Source organism: Levilactobacillus namurensis, from assembly GCF_032197885.1.
In the GTDB taxonomy this organism is placed as follows: domain Bacteria; phylum Bacillota; class Bacilli; order Lactobacillales; family Lactobacillaceae; genus Levilactobacillus; species Levilactobacillus namurensis_A.
On sequence record NZ_CP134159.1, the window covers coordinates 822,674 to 844,159 of the forward strand.

Sequence of the window (21,486 nt, forward strand, 5' to 3'; positions counted from 1 at the left end):
ATTAAGTTCAATCGTAGACAGTCGCATATAACTTTCCTTCCGTTGTAATGAATAAATTTAGTGTAAGACATCCCTGAAAAGTCGTCAAGCCTATTTTCACGTTTTAAGCAAAAACCGTTAAAAAGCCATGGTATACTAGAGAGCAAAAGATTTAACGAGGGGGTATCAGCTGTGAAAATCGCCATTTTGACAGACACGTCGTCCGGGCTCACACCCGACGAAGCGCTGGCCCGGCAAATCACACTCTTAGCGGCACCGATTATGTTCGGGAACCGCCAATACCATGAATACCAAGATCTAACACCGGCCGATTATTACCGGCTGTTGCGGTTGACCAAGTCGCATAAGATGATTCCCACGGCACCGCAGATCGCCATGCAGACGATTCAGGTGACTTGCGACCGGCTGGCGGCCGAAGAACAGGTCACGGACGTCATCGTGATCAGTCCAGCGGGGGGCATCTCGGGATTCGTTAACACCCTAAGTGCCTATGCGGCGAACATTACCAGCGTCCATGTCTGGCCTTGGGATTCCCGGGGCATCTTAACGGCCATGGGCGACCAAGCACGGTTGGCAGCGGCCTTGGTCGAACAGGGGGAAGACGTGTCCACGATTCTCGACCGGTTGGCGGTCTTCCGTAAGTCCGTCCACGAAGGATTCGCGGTCGATTCGATCAAGCCCCTGTTGCGGACGGGGGAAGTCAATCCCAGTCACGGACCCAGCAGTGCGCCCCTATTAGCGGGCAAGCCGTTACTGGTCTTTGAACCTTCGGGGAAGATCAAGGTAGCGGGCGGCGCACTACGGTTGAAGGGGGCGTTGGGCGACCTGCTGGATTTATTGGCCGCTGACCTGACCGCTGAGTACGCCACCAAGGCGACCGTTCTGAACGCTGACCAACCGGAAACGGCGCAACAGTGGTTGATGGCGGCCCATGACCGCTTCCCACAGGTGGCGTTTGACGTGGCGCTGATCAGTCCCAGCTTCGGGGTTCACGTAGGGGATGGTGCGATGGGCCTGGCCTGGGGCCGGGACTACCACGACCTCCTCAAATCAGAAGATGAGAAATGAATGAGAAATTAGGGGTTGACAGCCGGATTTCTTAATGGTTTACTAAGACTTGTAAATTGAAAATGAAAGGAAGCGGCGTTATGTTCATGACAGCCCCTACTCATTTAAATCATCAGTTTGCCTTTAGCTTTTTCTTTAGGTAGCGTTTGTACCCACTTCGCTGGATACGAACGCCAACAAACCGCGCGTTTGTATCTATCGAATGGCTAAAGTTTTTCAGCATGACTAAACGCCAGATAGATACGGGTTAATCTATCTGGAGAAAATATCGGGCCCGATAAACACCAGGTAGATTCGACCGTGAATCTATTCTGGTGTTTTTTATTTTCAGCAGGCCGGTCGTCAAGACGTTGATCCCGGGTGACTGAAGCAGACATTCAACCCCTCAAAGGAGATCACTTGATTATGAAAAAATTATTGATTAGCAGCGTCGTTTTAGGCTTAGGGTTATTACTCGCCGGGTGTCAACAACGGGCCACGGGGAATCAAGGCTACCAAGTCGGCATCTTGCAGGTGGTGCAGCACGGCTCACTGGATCAAGCCCGAAACGGCTTCAAGGCGGGCTTGCGCCAAGCTTTGAAAGCTCACGGGAAGTCCACTAAGGTCACGTACCATTATTTAAATGCACAGGGGGACCAAAGTAACTTAAACACCATGAGTCAACAGTTGGTCCAACAAAAGAATGACTTATTGTTAGGGATTGCCACGCCCGCTGCCCAAGCACTGGCTAAGAAGACCACCACGACGCCGACGTTAGTGACGGCGGTGACGGATCTGAAAGCAGCGAGCCTGGTGAAGAGCGCGGCTAAGACCCAGACTAACGTGAGCGGAACCAGTGACCTCACGCCAGTCGGGAAGCAATTGAAGCTGTTGAAGAGCCTGACGACCGGCAACCGCCCACTGGGTGTGATGTATAACTCCTCGGAGGAAAATTCGGTCTTGCAGGTGAAGCTGGCTAAGCAATACGCTCAACGCCACCACCTGAACTTAAAGATTGTGTCGGCCACTAGCACCAACGACATTGCCAGTGTCTTAGCGGGGCTGAAGGGACAAATCTCCGGGTTGTACCTGCCGACCGATAACTTGATGGCGAGTGCCATGAAGATGATTGGTCAAAAGGCAAAAGCTGCTGATTTACCAGTGGTAACGGGGTCGATTGAGATGGCCGAAGATGGCGGAACGGCCACTTATGGCTTGAACTACTACGACCTGGGGAAGCAGACGGGGAAGATGGCTTACCGGGTCTTGGTCAAGCACCAAAAGCCCCAGACTCTGCCAGTTGAGACGGCTAAGCACTTACACCTCTACGTCAATCGGGCCAACGCGAAGTCGATTGGCTTGAAGGCGGACCAGATCAAACAGCCCTAAATCGGCAATGGGCATGAAGAAAGGAAGCATTCTATGTTAGTAACTAGTATTGGGCAAGGCCTCTTGTGGGCACCGTTAGTCATCGGGGTGTTCCTCACGTTTCGGATTCTCGATATTCCTGACCTGACCACCGAAGGGAGCTTCCCGTTGGGGGCGGCCGTGACCATTAGTGCCATGTTACAGGGGCAGTCCGCCGTGGTCGCCAGCCTATGGGGATGTTTGGCAGGGTGCCTAGCCGGTTGGGTGACCGGCGTCTTGGATACCAAGTTGAAGATGCCCTCTTTGTTAGCCGGTATTCTGACCATGACGGGGTTGTACTCCGTGAACATGCATATCATGGGCAAGGCCAACATTCCGTTGCTGGACCAGAAGGTGTTAACGGGCTATTTGCCTGCCAGCTGGTCGGCCGAGTTACAGACCATCGTGGTGGGCGGCGTCGTGACGGCCGTGGTCCTGGTGGCCCTGGTACTCTTGTTCCGGACCCGCTTAGGCCTGTCCTTGATGGCAACGGGTAATAACCGAGCGATGAGCGCGGCCAACGGGATCTACACGGACCGGATGGTGATCATCGGTTACATGGTCTCCAACGGGTGTATCGCGTTATCGGGGGCACTGATTGCCCAGAGTAACGGGTATGCCGATATTGGGATGGGAATCGGGACCATCGTGATTGGTCTGGCCTCCGTTCTGGTAGGTGAGATTTTCTTGCATGGTCGGCGGATGTGGATTCGTTTGGCGGGGATGGTCCTGGGAGCCGTGATCTACCGGTACCTACTGACCTTAGCCATGGGTCTAGGCTTCCCCGTGGACGACCTCAAGATTCTCTCGGCCATCATCTTAGTCATCGTGATTTGCTTACCCTTATTGCAGAATCATTACCGGACACGGCAACAGTTGCACCAGTACCTCAAACAGATTGGAGTCGATAATCATGCCACAACCAGCAGTCTTGACCGTCAAGCACCTACAGAAGGTCTTCTTTCCCGGAACGATAAATGAACGTCACGTCTTAAAGGATGTCAATCTGACCATCCTACCCGGTGATTTCGTGGCCGTCATCGGCAATAACGGTGCCGGTAAGTCGACGCTGTTGAACACGATTGCCGGTACGTTGACCACGGACGCTGGTGAGCTGGAACTAGCTGGTCACCGGATGACCAAGCGGCCGGTAGCTTACCGGGCCCGGTGGCTCTCCCGGGTCTTCCAGGATCCGAAGATGGGTACAGCCGGTGAGTTGAGTGTTGCCCAAAACTTGACCTTAGCGGAGCGCCATACGGGGAGCCTTAGTCTCAAATGGTACCGGCAAGCCGGTCAGACGCAGCGGTACCGCACGTTGTTAGCGCCGTTACAGATGGGCTTAGAGGACCGGTTGACCACGCAGGTCAAGTACCTATCGGGTGGGCAACGACAAGCGTTGTCCCTCCTGATGGCGACTTTGAGTCAGCCAGACCTTCTGTTACTGGACGAGCACACGGCGGCGTTGGATCCGCAAACTAGCGCTCAGGTCATGGACTTGACGGAACGGATTGTGACCACGCAACACCTGACCACGCTAATGATTACCCATAAGCTCAGCGACGCGTTGCGTTACGGGAATCGCTTGGTAATGGTCCAAGATGGCCAGATCAAGTTAGACGTTCGGGGCCAGGCTAAGGCCCAGTTACGCCAAGCTGATTTAATGGACTTGTTCACGGCGTGATGCGATTGGTTAAGTAAGTGATAAGTTAGCGCTGGCGAACCTCTTTTTTCACGTGATTCGCGGCTAACGGGTGTACACTAGTTAGCAATTAGAAGGACACGACGAAGAAAGGGGGTGAACCATGACGACCTTATTAAGTTTAGCGACAGTCAGCGGCAACGAAAAGATTGCGATTGGGGTTGGCTTGATCGTCTTCGTGGTACTCTTTTTTAAATTAATTGGGGGCTTCATCCGGTTCTTCTTCCGGCACCCCATTTGGTTTTTGCTCCTCCTGCTGGTTGGCGGTGTCGGGTTCGCCTTTAGTTTTCTCTTAGGCGGTGCCGTGATCTTAGCCGTCCTAGTCGGCGGTGGGGCGTTCTGGCTACTGGGGAACTTTGACCAGTAAACGCATGAACAATTTTGGATGATTAAATAAGAGCCTGGGATAAAACGCCCAGGCTCTATTTTTTACCATCTGGTTAGGGCTGATCTTAAAACAAACCAATTGTGATGGTCATCCGCCTTACCGGTTGGACCTGAAGAGGCTGGAACGTGGTGGGCACAACTTGAAGCCAAGGAGCGGTCTTCAAGATTGGCCTTTGGGTAAGCCAGCTGAAAAACGCTGACTAACCCAAACGACACCACTGAGCCTCTTCCGGCCCAACCTCACGGCTAAATTGCGCGTACTCAAGGCAGTGTTTTCTGACACTTAAAATTGGAAATATCAACAAGTTGATGGTCTGATTCACCCAAACCACCACTGTGGAACCTTATCCTGTTTAGGATGAGGTTTTTTTACTGATGATAGTCGTCACCAATAGGATTGGGGACCACGGCCTGATAGCGCATTTCCGATATGGTGACATACAACTGTAAGCCGAGAGGACGGCCAGACAAGGCTCAGCCGTGAAATTTTCCTTGGTGAGCGTTTCTTAGCTCGCCTAGGAAAAGGCCCAGCTTCGAGACCGTTCTTTGGCTCGAAGTGGTGCCCACGGCGTTCCAGCCTTGTCTGGCCGTCCGGTAAGGCGGATGATTGCCACAGTCTGAGCTCATAAAACAACCCCAGGCCGGCGCGAGTGCGCTGGCCTGGGGTTGTTGTTCCTATAGTTTCTATAATAAGGATAGGGCGTTATTCATAAAGTGAAGCGCAATGTTGTACCGGATATCGCGGAAGTGCAGGTAGGCGCCTCCTAAGACCCACCCCAAAGCAGAATACATGATTAGGGTCGGGGAGAAGCTCATCACGTGCAACATCCCGAAGATCAAGCCCGAGACAAAGACCCCCAAGAAGTTGACCCACCGCTGGTTACTGCGGAAGAAATAATTCAGGAAGATGCCTCGGAAAATCAATTCCTCAATGACTGGTGCAAAAACGATAGAATAGGCCTGATTCCAGAAGGGAAGCAACATCACCTGTTGGTTGATGGCCGTCTGGTTGGCCGGCGTACTCAAGACGTGTTGACTGATCAGGATTCCCCAAACCATCTGAATCCCGTACATTAGGACAAACAGGGCGAGGAGTTGCAGGAAGCGTCCGCCCGTAAAGGGGGTGCGGCCAATGTGCTTAGAATTATCCCGCTGGAGCTGTTTTTGGTAGCGCCAGGAGATAAAAGCCAGAAGCAACGCCGAATAGATCAGCAGGATGCCAATCGTGTGGTTGACCCGTAAAGGCTGAGTCTTGGCCTGACTAGTGGCCAGGCTGAGAATCGTGGTATCCACTAAATAAATGAAGATAAATCCAATCCACATGGCACTGTGGATGACCCAAGTCAGAAATGCTGGCAGACCGGAGTTTGATTTTTTCAAGGGCAAGGCTCCTTAGCAGTTAATTGTCGTATTTACCAATTTCAATGAGGTTCTCATCAGGATCGCGCACGTACACCGATGTCATTGGGCCCTGGGCCCCCGTCTTGGGAAGGGGACCATCGACGATCTCAACGGCGTAATTGGTGAGGTGCGAGAGGATGTTGGCTAGCGGATCGGTGGCGATGAAGGCAAAGTCGGCTCCACCAATAGTCGGGTGCTTCGCTACTGGCAAGTAGGGGGTGTCGGCCACTTGGAAATTAATTTTTTGTTTGCCCACCTTAACGCCCCGCCGACCGTCATCGGACTCGATGATGGGCAGGTCGAAGACTTCGTGGTACCACCGAACGGAACGCTCGATGTCCTTTACGGTAAGTGTGATGTGGTCAATGTCGCGAATATTCATAGTTAAATTTCAGTCCTTAGCAAAAGTAAATTTCTCCCATTATAGCATAGAACCTGGGCGACCCCCTAGGCGGGACTGTTGACGGGTAGCGACTTTTCGTGGTAAGTTATGGTTTACTATCAATGAAAATTAGCCTTGACGCTGTCGGGGCTTTTTTGTGCGAGGGCATAAGAGTAGAAGGGAAGGGTTATAACGTGCCATTACTAGAGGTTGAAGACCTGAGCATGAGCTTTGCTGATAAAAAGCTCTACGAAGACGCCAGTTTTCAACTTAATAAAGGTGAACACATGGGCGTCGTGGGTCAAAACGGGGTCGGCAAGTCGACTCTGATTAAAATTATTACGGGACAGGAACTCCCGGTCACGGGGTCCATTAAGTGGCAGAAGCGTGCCAGAGTGGGTTACTTGGACCAATACGCGGATATTCCTGATGGAATGACGCTGATTGATTTTCTGCACACGGCTTACGCGGATCTCTACCAATTAAACGACCAGATGACGCAGCTGTACACGGACTACGCGGAAAACTTGGACGATAAGCTGTTAGAACGGGCCGGGCGGATTCAGGAGACCCTGGATGCCCGGAACTTCTACGATATTGAAACGGAAATTGAACGGGTCATCTCCGGTTTAGGTCTGGACGACATCGGGCGGGATCACGAAGTCGCGAAGATGTCGGGGGGCCAACGGTCGAAGATTATTTTGGCCAAGTTGTTACTGGAGAACCCAGACGTGATCCTGTTAGATGAACCGACCAACTACCTGGACGTGGCGCACATCGCTTGGTTGGAAGATTACTTGAATAACTTTGACGGGGCCGTTTTGGTGGTCTCCCATGATTATGACTTCTTACAGAACGTGACCAACTGTATCATTAACGTGGCGTTCGGCCGCATCACCAAGTACCGGGGCAACTTTAAGCAAGCCATGCGGCAACGGGAAGAGCGGGAGAAGGCCCAACAACGGGAATTCGATAAGCAACAGGTCGTGATTGAGAAGGCCGAACGCTTTATCCGCAAGAACAAGGCGGGGTCGAAATCGACCATGGCCAAGTCGCGGGAAAAGATGCTGAACCGGATGGACCGGGTCGATCCGCCTTCGACGAACATCCAGGCGCACTTCGACTTCCCGTACCAGGCGACGGGTTCGCAGAATGCCTTGGTGGTCGATCAACTCTCAGTCGGGTACGAACGGCCATTACTGAAGCCGGTCACGTTCTCCGTGACGACCGACCAAAAAGTCGGCCTGACCGGGTTCAACGGGGTCGGTAAGTCGACCCTGATTAAGTCCATCTTAGGGCTCATCAAGGCCAAGGGTGGGGAAGCCCACTTCTCGCCATCGGCCAAGATCAGTTACTTTAGCCAAGACCTGGTCTGGGACAACGACGCGCAGACGCCGCTCCAGATTATTCAGGCCAAGTATGAGAAGTTGCCGCAAAAGGCGATTCGGACGAAGCTGTCGAAGTGTGGGTTGGATTCTGCCAACGCCATGAAGCCCATTGGTGAACTCTCCGGGGGTGAACAGACCAAGGTCAAGTTAGCCATGATGGAGTTTGAACCAGCTAACTTCTTGATCATGGACGAACCCACCAACCATCTGGATGACGAGACCAAGCAGGCGTTGAAGGACGCGATTGGCAACTTCCCCGGGAACGCCATTATCGTGAGCCATGAGGCCAGTTTCTATACCGGATTAGTCGATAAGATTTTAAACGTTGAGAAGTTGAGTCTTAAGACTTCCTCAAATTAAGGTTACGTTTTGGTCAAAACAGTTCCTTTTTTCAGAAAAACCGGTTAGAGTAGACTCTGATGTGAAAATACGGATGTAAAGGACGGAGCCATTAGTATGAAGCATTTTGGGAAATTATTGCTACTAGTCATCGTGGTTTTGGTCGCCGGGTTCGGGTTGCACCGTGTGACCCATCCCGCTGCGACGAACGTTCCGCAGGCCAATCGGGCTAGCAAAACCACGACCACGACGCAAGCAGAGGCGAAGACCATTGATTGGCGGGCACCTTCGGAAGATAAGGCGTATCCGGACCTGAAGGCGCACCCCAACGCTTGGCTGGATGTGAATACCAGTAAGCAACGGGTCTACATTAAGGACGGTCAACGGACCCTCTACACCATGTACTGCTCGACTGGAACTGGAAAAGAGAACGGGACACCTAAGGGAACCTTCCACATTCAAGGCGAACGGGGCAAGTTCTTCTACAACCAGAACTCCGGCGAAGGGGCCCGGTACTGGGTCTCCTGGAAGGACCATGGGATCTACCTCTTCCACAGTGTTCCGACAGATCAGAATGGTCACTACATCAAGAGTGAAGCCGAAGAATTAGGGAAATCCGCCGCTTCTCACGGGTGTGTGCGGCTATCTGTAGCCGACGCCAAGTGGGTCTATGAGACGGTCCCTTACGGCATGAAAGTGGTTGTTCATTAACGTTAACGCAAATGCATTCAGTGGTAAAAGCTGCTGAATGTTTTTTTATGCGGTTATCGCACCTTATTTATGTTAATATATATTTATCAATCAAAATTTGTACGATAAATGTAGAGGAGCAAAGCACATGGTGAAAAAGATGGGCGAGCCGGATATTGCGGCACTCGCCAAAAAAGAGATTTTCCAAAAGATTGCGGATGGCGACTGGTACCAATACGGGCACGAACCTAAGTTACAAGCTATTGTGAAGCACAGTGCGCAAGTGATCCAGCACATCAACGACGTGGCGAAGACGGATCAAGCAGAGGCGTTGAAACAACTGCACGCGTTCTTGCCGCATTTGGGTAAAGACGTTGAAATTTATTTCCCAATTACGGGAATCGAGTACCCGGGCTCCCTGTACGTGGGGGACCACAGCTTCATCAACTCAGGCTTGCAGTTCTTGAGTGCGGCGAAGGTCACCATTGGGCAGTACTGCTTTATCGGCCCGAACTGCCGGTTCTTTACGCCCAACCATCACCCAACGAACAAGCAGCTACGGCGAGATGGCTGGCAGTACGACTTACCGATTACCATTGGTGACGATTGCTGGTTCGGGGGCGACGTGATTTTTCTGCCGGGCGTGACGGTCGGCAATAACGTGGTCATCGGTGCGGGCAGCGTGGTCACCAAGGACCTGCCCGATAACGTGATTGCGGCGGGCAACCCAGCACGCATCATTCGACACGTGGATGCGGAAGATTAACCTGAGAGCTGCACTTAAAATGCAACAGTTGTGTTGCTCATCGCCTTACCGGGCGGCCAGACAGGGCTGGAACGCCGTGGGCACCACTTCGAGCCACAGAGCGGTCTCGAAGCTGGGCCTTATTCTAAGTCGGCTGAGGAACGCCAACTAAGAATAATTTCACGGCTGAGCCCTGTCTGGCCGCCCTCACGGCTGAGACAATCTTGAACTTATCTTGTGGCGCGTTCTAATCGAATCACTAGTGATTAATTTTCGGCAAGGCTCCTCGAAATAAGTTATTCGTCTGCCAGTGCTCAGAGCCTAGAATGTCTGTGAGCAAGGTTGGGAACTGTACTAAGATTGGCGCAGGCTTCAAGTTTGGTTAGGTGGTAACAGTCTGAAGCACTACGCCATCATCAGTTTGGTTGAGTGTCTGCCATGATTGATAGTGCTCCAGTGTAGATACGAGCGATAAAAAAGCGGTTCTGGAAATTTTCCAGAACCGCTTTTAAGCATTGCGTTAATCGTTGAAGTTGCCGCTTTCGACGTCGCGGATAAAGGTTGCCAAGTGATCGTAGTAAACGGGTGCGTTATCGATCATGTGGTGGTGGCCCCCTTCAGGCGTGGTAGCCCAGCGTGCGTGCGGAATGGTTTCAGCCATCCGCTTACCCGTAGCTAACGGCATCGTTTCGTGTTCCCCGAAAGTGACCAGGGTTGGGACTTGGTCGTTCTTGAGTTGGTCGCGAACGTCCCATTCCTTTAACTTCCCGGTGATCACGAATTCGTTGTCGCCTTGGAAGGCACCGTAAACGTCGGTCGCCGTGGTGTCAATCAGGTGTGAGATGGCAGCGGGTTGCTTCCGGTCAACGTAGCCCTTGTTGAGGATGTCGACTAAGCCTTGGTACTTTGCGTCGTCGTAGTTGCCGTTGGCTTCAACCTGCTTCATGTAAGCCAATTGGTCCGGCGTCATGATGTGTTCCCGGATCTTGTTGATGTTGGCCACGTATTCGTCGATGTTGTCGACCATGGAGGAGATGATGGCCCCCTTCAGGTGTTGACCGTACTTGAGGGAGTACATCTGAACTAACGCGCCACCCCAAGATTGGCCGATCAGGTAGAACTGGTCAATGCCCAGCTTTTGCCGAACTTCTTCAACTTCATCCAAGAAGTAGTTGTAAGTCAGGTACTTTTGGTTCTCTGGCTTGCTATAGTCGGGTTGGTCGGAATACCAGGAGCCTAATTGGTCGTACATGTGAACCTGAACGTTCAGACCTTGCTTAGCCAATTGCTTGGCCGTGTCTTCCCAGTATTCGTGGTTGCCGCCGGGGCCACCGTGTAAGGCCAGCAGGTGAATATCGCCGGTGCCTTGGGTGTTGGTCCAGAGGTGGTAGCCGTTGTCTAGTGTGATGATCGTGGTCCCTTGCTTCATTGAAATCATCCTCCGTCTTTTCTTAAGATATCTATTAGTTTATCACTGATTTTTTAAAAGCCCAACTGGGTTGGTGTTGACGTTAGTCCTTAATCGTGGGAACGGTCAGGTGGGCGTCGGCCAGTTGAATCGAGTATTGCAGGTCTTGGTTCCCACGGACGGTCATACCGAAGTCGGTGGCGTAGACCACTAACCCCAGTTGGTGTCCCGCCAACAAGCGGTAGTGGGTCGGTTGTAAGACCACGTCTAGGTCGTAGAAGACGTTGGGCTTGAGGTCGTCGACTTGGTAGGTGGTGGTCCGGTTCTGCAGGTTCCGGTGACCCTTACTGATCAGATGCCAAGGCGTGACGGGACCTAGTTGAAATTCGCGGAGGTCGTCTTCGCGCCACTGGAACCCTTCGTCCAGCGCTTTACGCGCCAGAATCGTCGGGGAGGGCTTGAGCCGCTTAGCCGCACCGAAGTCCACGACTTGGAAGCTTAGCATCCCCACAGGTTGGTTGACCGCCACTTGCAGGTGCACAGCTGGTTTGCCATCTAAGACTAAGTCCTGCGCTAAGCCGGCTGACTTGAAGATTAGTCGGTGGCCGCTCATGCGGTCGTGCTTATCGCCTAACAGGTCGTTTTGCCAATCCGTCAGGTGGTGAACGTAGTGGTTAAATTGCTCAGTGGGCAATTGGTCGTTGAAGCTGACAGCACCGGCCCGCGTCGGTAGGTCAGCGGGAACCAGTTGATCTTCTTGTAGTGCGTAGGTGACGGGGGTGTTGGTGGGGGCGTCCCAGTCAGGGTAGGCTCGCCAAGTTTCTGGTTGTGTATTGTCCTGGATGATGACGTTAGGTAGGAGCGTGTCGGCTTGGTTGTCCACGTCGAGTAGCTCGTGGGTCAGCCAGAGGTTCACGATGTCGGTGTAGTCGATCGATCGGAAGGCGTTGATGTAGATGTGTTGGCCTTGGTGGAGGATCAACTTCTTGGTCACCGGCAGATCCCGTACGGCGTTCCAGAGGTTGTTGACGTTGCGGGGTTTGACGTTCCAGTCGTTTAACCCGTGGACCAGCAAGAGGTCCGCTTTGATGTTCTGAGCGTTCTTCAGGTAGTTTCGGGCGTCCCAGAACGTGTTGTAATTCCCCGACATCCGGTCTTGGTCGCGGGTGATGCTGGCCAGTTGGGCCGCCCACTTGTCCTTGATCCGGTGGTAGTCGGCGGGCAGTTGTTCCCGGCTGAAGACTTCTTCGGCCAGCACGTCGGCGTCTTCGCCAGGGAACCCACCAGGAGCGATGACTAAGCCACCGTCGCGGTAGTAGTCGTACCAACTGGAAATGGCGGCTTCACTGATGATGGTCTTGAGGCCGGTGACCCCCGTAGTGGCGGCCGCTGTGGCCAGGGTTCCTAAGTAGGAACGTCCGGTCATGGCGACCTGGTGGTTCGACCACCAAGCGGGGATGGCCGTGGTGGCGGCCCGGGTGGTGAAGGCGGTGCGGTTACCCGCTAACCATTCGATGATGGCAATGGTCGACGTGGTCTCCTCAGCGTCACCGGTGGTGCAGAGCCCATCGGAATCCTTACTCCCGATACCGGCCGCGTAGACCACGGCGAACCCACGGGCCAGGAAGTAATCGTTCAGCGTATAGGATTCATCCCGCGCAAAGGTCTCGACGGCGGCGTGGGTGGTCTGATCAACCGCACGACCGGCGGGAAGTGGTGTGGTGTCTGGCTGCGCGGCAATGTCGGCTAGCGTGGGGTGGGCAGGCTGTTTAGCCTGGAGCGGCACGTTGACGTTGTGGGTCAGCGCTTCGCCCTGTTCATCGTTAGTTCCTTGGTTATAGGGACTGGCGGTGTAGAGGACGGGGACTTTTAAGCCGGTATTGCTCTCGACAGGACGTAAGATCTCGGCTTTTAAGAGGTCCCGTTGGCCATCGTGGTCGGTATCTTGAGGACTCTCGACGTAAACGACTTCCCGGAGTAGTTTGCGGGTATCGAAGACGGGTTGGGTCTTGCCGTTGAAGAGGAGCGGCTTGGTTACGGTCGGGTCGTCATAAAACGGCACGAAGTACCCGTGGGTGGCCAGGTGGTCCAAGAAGGTCTGGCCATTCTTGGTGTGGGTCGCCAGTAAGAGGTACCAGGCCTGCTTGAGTTCGGCCAGGGTGAAGTCCGTTCCGGCGTGGTCGCTAACGGGCAACTGAATCTTGGTCATGGCGGCCAGGGGATCGTTTAGGCTGAAGTCCCGGTCGACGGCGAAGCCTAAGCGTTGTAGGGCCAGGTTGTAGAAGACGGTCACGGGGACGTTGTCGTGGGCGGCTAAGAAGGTCCGCGCATCGGTCTGGTCGGTGGCCATCAGGTTGTAGAGTTGTTGGTCAACGCTGGCTGCGTCGGGAAATTCCGGCCAGCTTTTAGCGTAGAACGCGGCCAGGAGGTCACTGGGCGTGGTCAGTTGGTCGGTAGTGGTATCGAGGAAGTGGACAGCATGCAGTTCAACCAGGGCTTGTTCTGGCGTGGTTGGTCGAATCGCAAATTGTTGATTACGCATAAAATCGCCTACCTTAATAAATGATTAAAAACGACATGACAATAAAAAACGTTACTGCTGATTATTGAGCCGACTATGGCGGACGCCGTAAGTCAGGTAGATGACCAGTCCCAGTGCGAACCAGATAGACGAGGCAATCCAGGTCTCAGCGGGCAACTGTAGCATCATGTAGAAGCACAGGAGTCCGGAAATAATGGGCAGGACTGGGTAAAATGGAACTTGAAAGCCGGTGTTGTGGGGCATCTCTGGTAAGTGTCGCAGGCGAATGATCCCAAACGACACGAACAAGAATGCCACCAGGGTCCCGATGTTGACCAGGTTGGTCAGTTGGGCCAGGGGGACGAACCCGCCTAGGAGGGCAATCACCACCGTGACCACCGCCAAACTAGCTTTAGGCGTTCCCGACTGTTGGTCGATTTTACCCAAGAACTTGGGGAGGAGTCCGTCACGGCCTACGGAATAGATCAGCCGGGAGGAACTGTAGATCATGGTGACCATCATGGTGAACATTCCGGCCAACGCACCTAAGGAGATGATCCCGGAGGTCCAGTTCTGGTGAACCAGCGTCAGGGCGAAAGCTACGGGGTCGGCCACGTTCAGCTTGGTGTACGGGACCATCCCGGTCAAGACGATGGCGACCAACATGTAAAGCACCGTGGCGACGATCAAGGTCCCGATGATCCCGATGGGCATGTTGCGCCGGGGGTTCTTGACTTCAGCAGCGGAGGCCGAGACCACGTCAAAGCCTAGGTAGGCAAAGAAGACGGTCGAGGCGCCCCGGAGGATGCCCTTGGAGCCGAAGGGCGCGAAGGGTTGCCAATTGGTCGGACGCACGTAGAAGATGCCGACCACCACGAATAAGATAATAATCGCAATTTTAACAATCACAATGGCATTGTTAACCCGCATGGACTCGCGCATCCCCCGGTTCAGTAGGCCACCGATCAAAAGCACCACCAGCACGGCGACCAGATTGCCATAGGTCCCGTGTGCGGGATCGAACGAACCACTGATGGCATCGGGGATGTTGAGGTGGAACCCGGCGAGAAAGGACTTGAAGTAAGCCCCGAACGCGGTCGACACAGCGGCTACGGCCAGGACGTACTCTAGAATCAAAGCCCAGCCCAGGACCCAGCCAATGATTTCACCGAAGACCAGGTTACCGTAGGAATAAGCGGAACCGGCAACGGGTAGAACGGATGCAAACTCGGCGTAACACATCGCCGCAGTCGAACAAACGATGGCAGCAATTAGAAAGGACAGTACGATTCCCGGCCCACTGTATTGCGCGGCGATGGTTCCCGGCAGGATGAAGATTCCGGTCCCAATCACCGCCCCGATGCCTAGCGACATCAGGTCTTTAGCGGACATGGTTTTGGCAAAGTGCTGATCACTCTTTAAGTAGTTGTCTAATCGTTCACGACGAAAAATTCGTGAAATAGCCATAAGAGGCCCCCTTAATGGTGGTAATAGTCTTGGCTAGTGTACCCTAGAATTAAATTAAAAGTCAATGAGAGACGGTGGATTGACGCGCTTTTCTGTGGCTTTTGGGAAAATGTTGGCCGGGGACTTCGCAAAATGGTGGTCAGTGCCTAGATTTGGCGATAAAATAGACCAGAGTGTTCGGTCAAGCGTCAGTAGTGAATCGGGCGAGTGATTGCGAACAACTGATCAGAAAAATGAGGAGGCAATCCGGTATGATTACCGAAAATGCGAGCGGCGCCGTGGTGTACCAATTACGCGACGGCCAACCCTACTATCTACTATTAAAGAGTGCGACCAGTCACTTCTGGGGATTCCCGAAAGGTCACGTGGAAGGGAACGAGAGTGACTTGGAGACCGCAGTCCGGGAGATTCGCGAGGAAACCAGCTTACAGGTGACCGTCGATCCCGAATTCTCCACGGTCCTCGATTATGATATGAAGAACGGCCACCATAAGCATGTGGTTCTCTATACGTCGTTGGTGCCTAACGACGCGCAGGTGAACCGGCAAGTTGAGGAGATCGAAGACTTTGGCTGGTTCGACTTTCAGACCGCGCACGCCACGTTGAGCTACGCCAACTTACAGGAGGTCTTGGTCAAGACTAACGCTTATCTGACGGAGGGTGCGGTATGACGCCAAAAGTCATTGTGATTACTGGCGCGACCGGGACCGGCAAGACCACCGTTCAGGAATACTTGGCGCAGCATTACCCGGTCACCCGCATCGTGACCCACACCACGCGGCCGCCACGCGCGGGAGAAGTTGATGGCCGCGACTATTACTTTGAGACCGAGCAATCGTTCCAGCAACGCCATTACTTGGAATCCGTGGTCTATTCGGGTTACCACTACGGGTCGTCGCGCGAAGGGATCGCGGCGGGGTTTAAGCGCGCACCGTTTCCCGCCATCGTCTTGGACACCAAGGGGGCCATTACCTACGCTCGGGAGTTGGGAGATCAAGTGGTCATCTTGTTCTTGACGGTCAGCGATCCCGACCAACTGATGCACCGGGTGACCGCCCGGGGCGACAATACGGTGATGCTGAAGCAACGCTTTGCCAGTCCCGAGTACCGACGAGATCTGACCATGCCGTTGGCGTTGAAGGGCCGGGCCCTGCAGCTCAATAACGATAATTGGACGCAGACGCAACGGAAACTAGATGAGTTGATGCAGCACCTGCAGGCGGAGTAGACGGTCAGCAATTGCATTCGGATGGAAGTATGCTAAACTTACAGGGATTTTGACCATCAGTTTTTGAAAAGGAGGCCGTTGACATGGCAGAATCTTTGACCACCGCTGTGGAGATTTTACGGAAGAATAAGTTAAAATTGACTAAGCAGCGGCACGCATTATTGTCGTTTCTCCTGACGAATCAGGGACACTATACGGACATCGTTGCCGTAGACGCCTATATGCGCACAGAATTTCCGGGGATGAGCCATAACACGGTGTACCGCAACCTCAAGGAGTTCGAAGAAGTGGGAATCGTGGAACAAAACACGGAGCAGGAGCGCACGCGGGTCAAGTACCAGTGTGACTTCCACCACCAGCACCATCACCACTTTATCTGTCAGAACTGTGGTAAGGTGACCGAGCTGCAGATGTGCCCGATGGACTTCTTCACGGCTCAGTTGCCGGGGTACGAAGTCACGGGACACAGCTTTGAGCTTTACGGGCTATGTGCGGATTGCAAGGCCGCTGGCGTGACCGAAGCATCCTTAGTCAAAATTAAGCAAATTTTGACCACTTTTTTAGGTGGCTCGTGAGATAATACGGTAAATGGAGAAATAGGGAGGAATGGACCATGGCGTACCGGACACCACCCATCATCACGCCATTCGCGATTCTTTCGATGGCATTGGCGCTGGGGGCGACTAACGTGGTCACTAACTCAGTGACTAAGACCAATGAAGGGGCCCCGCGGGTCTCTTCGGTCAGCAATACTAGTTCGAGTAGCTTCTCGGACGATTCTAAGAAAAAAGACAGCGATGATAGTAGCAAAAAGGATTCGGACTCATCGAAGAAGGACAGTAGCGATAGTAGCAGCGATAAGGACAGTTCTTCGGATGAAAGTTCGACGGATACGCAGAGCTCGTCGGCTAACAGTACGTCGGAATCGAAGACGACGACCACTAACAACAATACGACGAACGATGATACGGGAACCACAACGGGGACCACGTCGACATCTAAGAAGCCGGCAACCAGTAGTAGTGCCACTACCGATACCACGGATGACACGACCACGGATGATACCACGAACCACACCACTGCGCAGACTTATAGTGGTACCACCACGACTAACGATACCAATAATTAATTGAGAAAGGGGGATGGAAGATGTTAAGCTTCCTTGATATGGTCAACCATTATCTGGGCTACGTGAATGTGAGTGTTAAGATCAAGAACCGCATTTACACGGTCCTGGGGGCCTTAGGTGATTTCTATCTCTTCTACATTGCCATCCGGTACCTGCAAAACGGTCATCCTTTCTGGGGATTACTGATCTTGCTGGTCGCGGTGATTCTGCTATACTTCGTTTTCTTGAACGCAGTGTACTATTTCACCCAAAAGCAGGCACCCTTCGACATCTCGCCGAAGATTGAAAAGTGGCTGCATATGAAGTCCAAGACTGAAGAGGAGACTGCCGGTAAGGGTGGCCAGGGCTATGGACGTAATATTCCCGCCAACGGCTACTTCGATGAAAAGAAGATTTTACCGGGTAAGCTGGCCATGACGGATCAAGATGAACAAAACGTTCAGAATCTGGCCACGCAGCTCCAACAGAATCGGTTACTGACGCTCGATTATTCGGGACTAGGTGACCGTGAAATCATGGAACAAGCCCAAAAGGACGGCAAGCCGGTCTACGCATCGGGGCCCGGGGTCTTGATTCCGTACTTTGAGATGCAACCGGAAGACGACCAGTTAGTGGTCTATGCTGGCTTGAACCAGGCCGACAAGCAACGGGTCGGGACGGTCAGCACGGTAGGTCTCCAGGACGTGGCCGATGTGCGTGAGAAGTTCGAGTTGTACTTGGCGAACGCGTTACTGGTCGGCGGCCCCTTTAAGGTGGTGGGCCGAACCACGTTGATCGAACAGGACAATCCGTTTAAGGTGGCGGTTCAACTGGCGTACAAGCACCATGCAACGTCGACTGCACCGACCGCAGCCACCCGGGAGCAGCGCTACGACGCGCCCCGGAGTGCTTCCCGGACGACAGCGTCACGGGAAACAGACGACGAGCCAATGACGCGTCGTTCGCGGTACCACCATTAAGTTAAGCGAAACGGGCTGCCTTTGGGCGCACGTTTCAGCACCATATCGTTAAGAATACAGGGAGTCTGGGCGTTTGTCCCAGGCTCCTTTTCCTGCGTTTAGGGGTAGTGGCATTCATCCGCCTTACCGGTTGGGCCTGAAGAGGCTGGAACGCAGTGGGCACGACTTGGCGCCCAAATCCATAGTCCCCAAGCTGGCCTTTGGGTAATCCGGGAAAGAACCCCGAATAACCCAAACGACACTACTGAGCCTCTTCAGGCCCAACCTCACGGTTAAACTGAGCGTATCCAAGACAGCGTTTCCTGACGTTTGAACAACCTGCGGGACTGCTAAAGCTAAATAATCAGACAACCTTATTGGGCCTCGAGCCAATGGTCTGCGTCATCATATACTTGATGCTACAAGCGATTGACGGTCTGATTCACACAAGTGCCCACTAGGACCTTATCCTGTTCAGGATGGGGCCCGTTTTTAATTGATAATAGTCAGAATAATAAGCTTGAATACCGCGGCTTGATGGCAAATCATGTTCCGTTATGGTTACACGATTGTAAGCCGTGAGGGTGGTCAGACAGGGCTCAGCCGTGACATTTTCCTTGGTGAGCGTTTTTTGCTCGCCTAGGAAAAGGCCAGCTTGGAGACTATGGACTTGGGGCGTCAAGTTGTGCCCACGGCGTTCCAGCCCTGTCTGACCACCCGGTAAGGCGATGATCAGTGCAACCGTAAACATCAAGTGATGGGGAAAGCTTTCCAAGATAGAATGAGAATGGCCATTGGTTCTAAAAAAAGTAACGTTTTGGCAGAAAACCTCACATGACAGTCAAATTTTTTTTGAGGCCAGAAATCCAGGAAAATCACCGTTTTGCCCCATAAATAGTTCAAGGGAGGCCGGGATGCTGAGCAGGATACTTTGACCCGTAATTTCTTTTGGTTTAAACTTTGAAGTAGACCCTGCAAGTTTCCAGGTATCGGAGCGGTAGGCGCCTGATTAACTTTAGTGATGGGCCCCGCGGACCGGTGAACGGTCACTCATTAACTATTTTAATGGAGGGAAAAATATGTCAATGATTGAATTCCACAACGTCGAGAAGTACTACGGTGACTTCCACGCGTTGCATAATATCAACTTAACCATCGAAGCCGGTGAAACGGTCGTCTTGATTGGGCCATCTGGTTCTGGGAAGTCCACTCTGATTCGTTCCGTGAACGGGCTGGAACAGATTCGAGAAGGGCAACTGATCGTGAACGGCCAGGACTTGGCCAACCCCAAGACGGATATCAACCGGATTCGGAAGAACGTGGGGATGGTTTTCCAACACTTTAACCTGTATGCCAACAAGACGATTCTTGAAAACATCATGTTGGCGCCCCGAATCGTGTTACACCGGGATGAACAGGAAAACAAAAAGGTTGCGATGGAGATGCTGGACCGAGTTGGGCTGGCCGACCAAGCAGCGAAGATGCCGGCTCAGCTATCTGGGGGGCAGAAGCAACGAATCGCGATTGCGCGGTCGCTGGCGATGAAGCCGAAATGCCTGCTATTCGATGAACCGACCAGTGCCTTGGACCCCGAAATGGTTGATGATGTTTTGAATATCATGAAAACGATTGCGGAAGATTCCAGCATGACGTCCTTGATTGTGACCCACGAAATGGGCTTCGCTCGGGAAGTGGCCAACCGGGTCATCTTTATGGCCGATGGACGAATCTTGGAAGACGATTCAAAGGACAAGTTCTTCAACGGCGAGCCTAGCAACGAACGGGCACGTCAATTCCTTAGTAAGATTTTGCACTAATCAGGGAGGTTTGCGATATGAAAAAAATTATGCGCAGCCTGGGCCTGATGCTCGCGCTACTGACCCTGACGGTGGTCGTCAGTGCCTGTGGCTCGAGGCCGCTGTCTCAGCGTAACGTCTTGAAGACGGACCAACAGGCCAAGACGATTACCTGGGGGGTCAAGGCGGATACACGGCTGTTTGGGTTGCTGGATACCAAAGATGGCCAGATCAAGGGGTTCGAAATTGATTTAGCTAAGGCCATCACCAAGCAGATGCTGGGCAAAGATGCCAAGGCGAAGTTCATCCAAGTGACCAGTTCGACGCGGATGCCGATGTTAAAGAACGGGAACATTGATGCCATTATTGCCACCATGACCAATACGCCAGAACGGCGAAAGCAAGTGGCTTTTAGCAATACTTATTTCTACGCTGGTCAATCCCTACTGGTCAAGAAGGGGAGCAGCATTAAAAACGTCAAAGACTTGAACCGCCAGAAAGGCACGGTTCTAGGGGTCGTAGGTTCGGATTCCGTGGAGAACGTCGCGAAGGTGGCGCCTAACGCGAAAGTCCTGCAACTGACCGACTACGCCCAAGCCATGACGGCATTGAAGTCGGGGCAAGGTCAAGCGTTGACCACCGATAACGGGATTCTTTACGGGATGTCCGTCCAGAACCCCGATTACGTGGTCACTGGCGGGACGTTCGTGTCCGAACCTTACGGGATTGCGGTCGATAAGGCGCAAACGCCGTTCCGGCAAGCCGTCAACCAGTCGCTGAAGGAGTTACGGGACAACGGGCAGTATCAGAAAATCCTGCACAAGTGGTTCCATAACGTTAAGGGCTTTGATTACGAGGAGGCGGCTAGAGAATGATTCATATCTTTGCACACTACGGAGGTACGCTCCTCTACGGGTTAGGTCAGACGCTGTTATGTAGTCTGATCGCGCTGGTGTTCAGTCTGATTATCGGGACCTTCTTCGCGTTACTGGAAGAGTCCCCGAATAAGGTCGCGCGCGGCGTGGCCCGGGTCTACATCGAAGTCTTCCGGAACATCCCCCTGCTGGTGATCACCATGTTCTTCTACGTGGTCATTCCGTTGTATGTGATCAAGGTCAACGGGTTCACCGCCGGGACGATTGGGTTGACGCTGTACACGTCAGCCTTCATTGCGGAAACGGTGCGGGCGGGGATTCAGTCCGTGGACCCCGGTCAGATGGAAGGGGCCCGGTCGAACGGGCTGACCTACTGGCAGAGCATGCGTTACATTGTCTTGCCGCAAGCTTTCCGGTACGTGATTCCACCACTGGGTAACCAATTCGTCAACTTAGTCAAGAACTCCTCAACGTTAGCCTTCGTGGGGGGCTTTGACCTGATGTATCAGGGGAACGCCATCGCGTCCAGTTCGCTAGAGACCATGGCGGCTTACTCCGCCGTCGGGGTGCTCTACCTGATCATTACCATGCCGATTAGTTACTACATGCGCTACCTAGAAAAACGGTTAGCTTAGGGGA

Annotated in this window: 21 protein-coding genes; 16 read left to right on the forward strand and 5 right to left on the reverse strand. The window is 53.1% G+C overall.

Annotated features, from left to right (window positions below):
* Window positions 1–171 precede the first annotated feature (171 nt).
* The 5 genes from RIN67_RS03810 to RIN67_RS03830 all read left to right on the forward strand — a co-directional run bounded on the left by RIN67_RS03810 (window position 172) and on the right by RIN67_RS03830 (window position 4,520).
* The gene (locus tag RIN67_RS03810; protein ID WP_265000344.1) at window positions 172–1,068 is read left to right on the forward strand and encodes a DegV family protein; all 897 of its coding nucleotides are present in this window, start codon (window positions 172–174) and stop codon (window positions 1,066–1,068) included.
* 405 nt (window positions 1,069–1,473) lie between these two features.
* Window positions 1,474–2,436: an ABC transporter substrate-binding protein gene (locus RIN67_RS03815; protein ID WP_265000343.1), complete on the forward strand. Its 963-nt coding sequence runs from the start codon at window positions 1,474–1,476 to the stop codon at window positions 2,434–2,436.
* Between the two features lie 33 nt (window positions 2,437–2,469).
* Window positions 2,470–3,435, forward strand: a complete 966-nt coding sequence (locus RIN67_RS03820; RefSeq protein ID WP_265000342.1) for an ABC transporter permease — start codon at window positions 2,470–2,472, stop codon at window positions 3,433–3,435.
* Window positions 3,368–4,135: an ABC transporter ATP-binding protein gene (locus RIN67_RS03825; RefSeq protein ID WP_024746756.1), complete on the forward strand. Its 768-nt coding sequence runs from the start codon at window positions 3,368–3,370 to the stop codon at window positions 4,133–4,135. The genes RIN67_RS03820 and RIN67_RS03825 overlap by 68 nt, the downstream gene beginning before the upstream one ends.
* A 121-nt stretch (window positions 4,136–4,256) precedes the next feature.
* Entirely contained in the window at window positions 4,257–4,520 is a 264-nt protein-coding gene (locus RIN67_RS03830) for a hypothetical protein (RefSeq protein WP_107740692.1), read from the forward strand.
* Between the two features lie 704 nt (window positions 4,521–5,224).
* On the opposite strand, the gene RIN67_RS03835 is transcribed toward RIN67_RS03830, so the two are convergent.
* Both RIN67_RS03835 and RIN67_RS03840 read right to left on the reverse strand, forming a co-directional pair.
* Window positions 5,225–5,920 (reverse strand): CPBP family intramembrane glutamic endopeptidase, encoded by a 696-nt coding sequence (locus tag RIN67_RS03835; protein ID WP_265000341.1) that lies wholly within the window; start codon window positions 5,918–5,920, stop codon window positions 5,225–5,227.
* A gap of 19 nt (window positions 5,921–5,939) precedes the next feature.
* Window positions 5,940–6,323 (reverse strand): VOC family protein, encoded by a 384-nt coding sequence (locus tag RIN67_RS03840; RefSeq protein ID WP_265000340.1) that lies wholly within the window; start codon window positions 6,321–6,323, stop codon window positions 5,940–5,942.
* A gap of 194 nt (window positions 6,324–6,517) precedes the next feature.
* Here RIN67_RS03840 and RIN67_RS03845 point away from each other — a divergent pair, with 194 nt between their 5' ends.
* The 3 genes from RIN67_RS03845 (at window position 6,518) to RIN67_RS03855 (ending at window position 9,506) form a co-directional block, all read left to right on the forward strand.
* Entirely contained in the window at window positions 6,518–8,071 is a 1,554-nt protein-coding gene (locus RIN67_RS03845; protein ID WP_265000339.1) for an ABC-F family ATP-binding cassette domain-containing protein, read from the forward strand.
* Between the two features lie 96 nt (window positions 8,072–8,167).
* The gene (locus tag RIN67_RS03850; RefSeq protein WP_265000338.1) at window positions 8,168–8,761 is read left to right on the forward strand and encodes a L,D-transpeptidase; all 594 of its coding nucleotides are present in this window, start codon (window positions 8,168–8,170) and stop codon (window positions 8,759–8,761) included.
* Window positions 8,762–8,888: 127 nt separating this feature from the next.
* Window positions 8,889–9,506: a sugar O-acetyltransferase gene (locus RIN67_RS03855; protein ID WP_264999071.1), complete on the forward strand. Its 618-nt coding sequence runs from the start codon at window positions 8,889–8,891 to the stop codon at window positions 9,504–9,506.
* A 499-nt stretch (window positions 9,507–10,005) separates the two neighbouring features.
* Here RIN67_RS03855 and RIN67_RS03860 read toward each other — a convergent pair whose 3' ends face one another.
* The 3 genes from RIN67_RS03860 to RIN67_RS03870 all read right to left on the reverse strand — a co-directional run bounded on the left by RIN67_RS03860 (window position 10,006) and on the right by RIN67_RS03870 (window position 14,881).
* Complete coding sequence (locus tag RIN67_RS03860; RefSeq protein WP_264999072.1) at window positions 10,006–10,914, reverse strand: proline-specific peptidase family protein; 909 nt, start codon at window positions 10,912–10,914, stop codon at window positions 10,006–10,008.
* Window positions 10,915–10,996: 82 nt separating this feature from the next.
* Entirely contained in the window at window positions 10,997–13,435 is a 2,439-nt protein-coding gene (locus RIN67_RS03865; protein WP_264999073.1) for a Xaa-Pro dipeptidyl-peptidase, read from the reverse strand.
* Between the two features lie 51 nt (window positions 13,436–13,486).
* Window positions 13,487–14,881 (reverse strand): APC family permease, encoded by a 1,395-nt coding sequence (locus tag RIN67_RS03870; RefSeq protein ID WP_264999074.1) that lies wholly within the window; start codon window positions 14,879–14,881, stop codon window positions 13,487–13,489.
* Between the two features lie 251 nt (window positions 14,882–15,132).
* Here RIN67_RS03870 and RIN67_RS03875 point away from each other — a divergent pair, with 251 nt between their 5' ends.
* From RIN67_RS03875 to RIN67_RS03910, 8 genes are all read left to right on the forward strand, one after another.
* Entirely contained in the window at window positions 15,133–15,552 is a 420-nt protein-coding gene (locus RIN67_RS03875) for a bis(5'-nucleosyl)-tetraphosphatase (RefSeq protein WP_056944734.1), read from the forward strand.
* Window positions 15,549–16,109, forward strand: a complete 561-nt coding sequence (locus RIN67_RS03880) for a nucleoside/nucleotide kinase family protein (RefSeq protein WP_264999075.1) — start codon at window positions 15,549–15,551, stop codon at window positions 16,107–16,109. The genes RIN67_RS03875 and RIN67_RS03880 overlap by 4 nt, the downstream gene beginning before the upstream one ends.
* 83 nt (window positions 16,110–16,192) lie before the next feature.
* Window positions 16,193–16,684, forward strand: coding sequence for a Fur family transcriptional regulator (locus tag RIN67_RS03885; RefSeq protein ID WP_264999076.1), 492 nt, complete (start codon window positions 16,193–16,195; stop codon window positions 16,682–16,684).
* A gap of 38 nt (window positions 16,685–16,722) precedes the next feature.
* Complete coding sequence (locus RIN67_RS03890) at window positions 16,723–17,238, forward strand: hypothetical protein (RefSeq protein ID WP_264999077.1); 516 nt, start codon at window positions 16,723–16,725, stop codon at window positions 17,236–17,238.
* Window positions 17,239–17,258: 20 nt separating this feature from the next.
* Window positions 17,259–18,197 (forward strand): DUF6681 family protein, encoded by a 939-nt coding sequence (locus tag RIN67_RS03895; RefSeq protein WP_264999078.1) that lies wholly within the window; start codon window positions 17,259–17,261, stop codon window positions 18,195–18,197.
* A gap of 1,058 nt (window positions 18,198–19,255) precedes the next feature.
* Window positions 19,256–19,993, forward strand: coding sequence for an amino acid ABC transporter ATP-binding protein (locus RIN67_RS03900; protein ID WP_304054961.1), 738 nt, complete (start codon window positions 19,256–19,258; stop codon window positions 19,991–19,993).
* 17 nt (window positions 19,994–20,010) lie between these two features.
* Window positions 20,011–20,847, forward strand: coding sequence for a transporter substrate-binding domain-containing protein (locus RIN67_RS03905; protein ID WP_264999079.1), 837 nt, complete (start codon window positions 20,011–20,013; stop codon window positions 20,845–20,847).
* Window positions 20,844–21,482 (forward strand): amino acid ABC transporter permease, encoded by a 639-nt coding sequence (locus tag RIN67_RS03910; RefSeq protein ID WP_024746775.1) that lies wholly within the window; start codon window positions 20,844–20,846, stop codon window positions 21,480–21,482. Before RIN67_RS03905 ends, RIN67_RS03910 begins: the two co-directional genes overlap by 4 nt.
* Window positions 21,483–21,486: the final 4 nt, after the last annotated feature.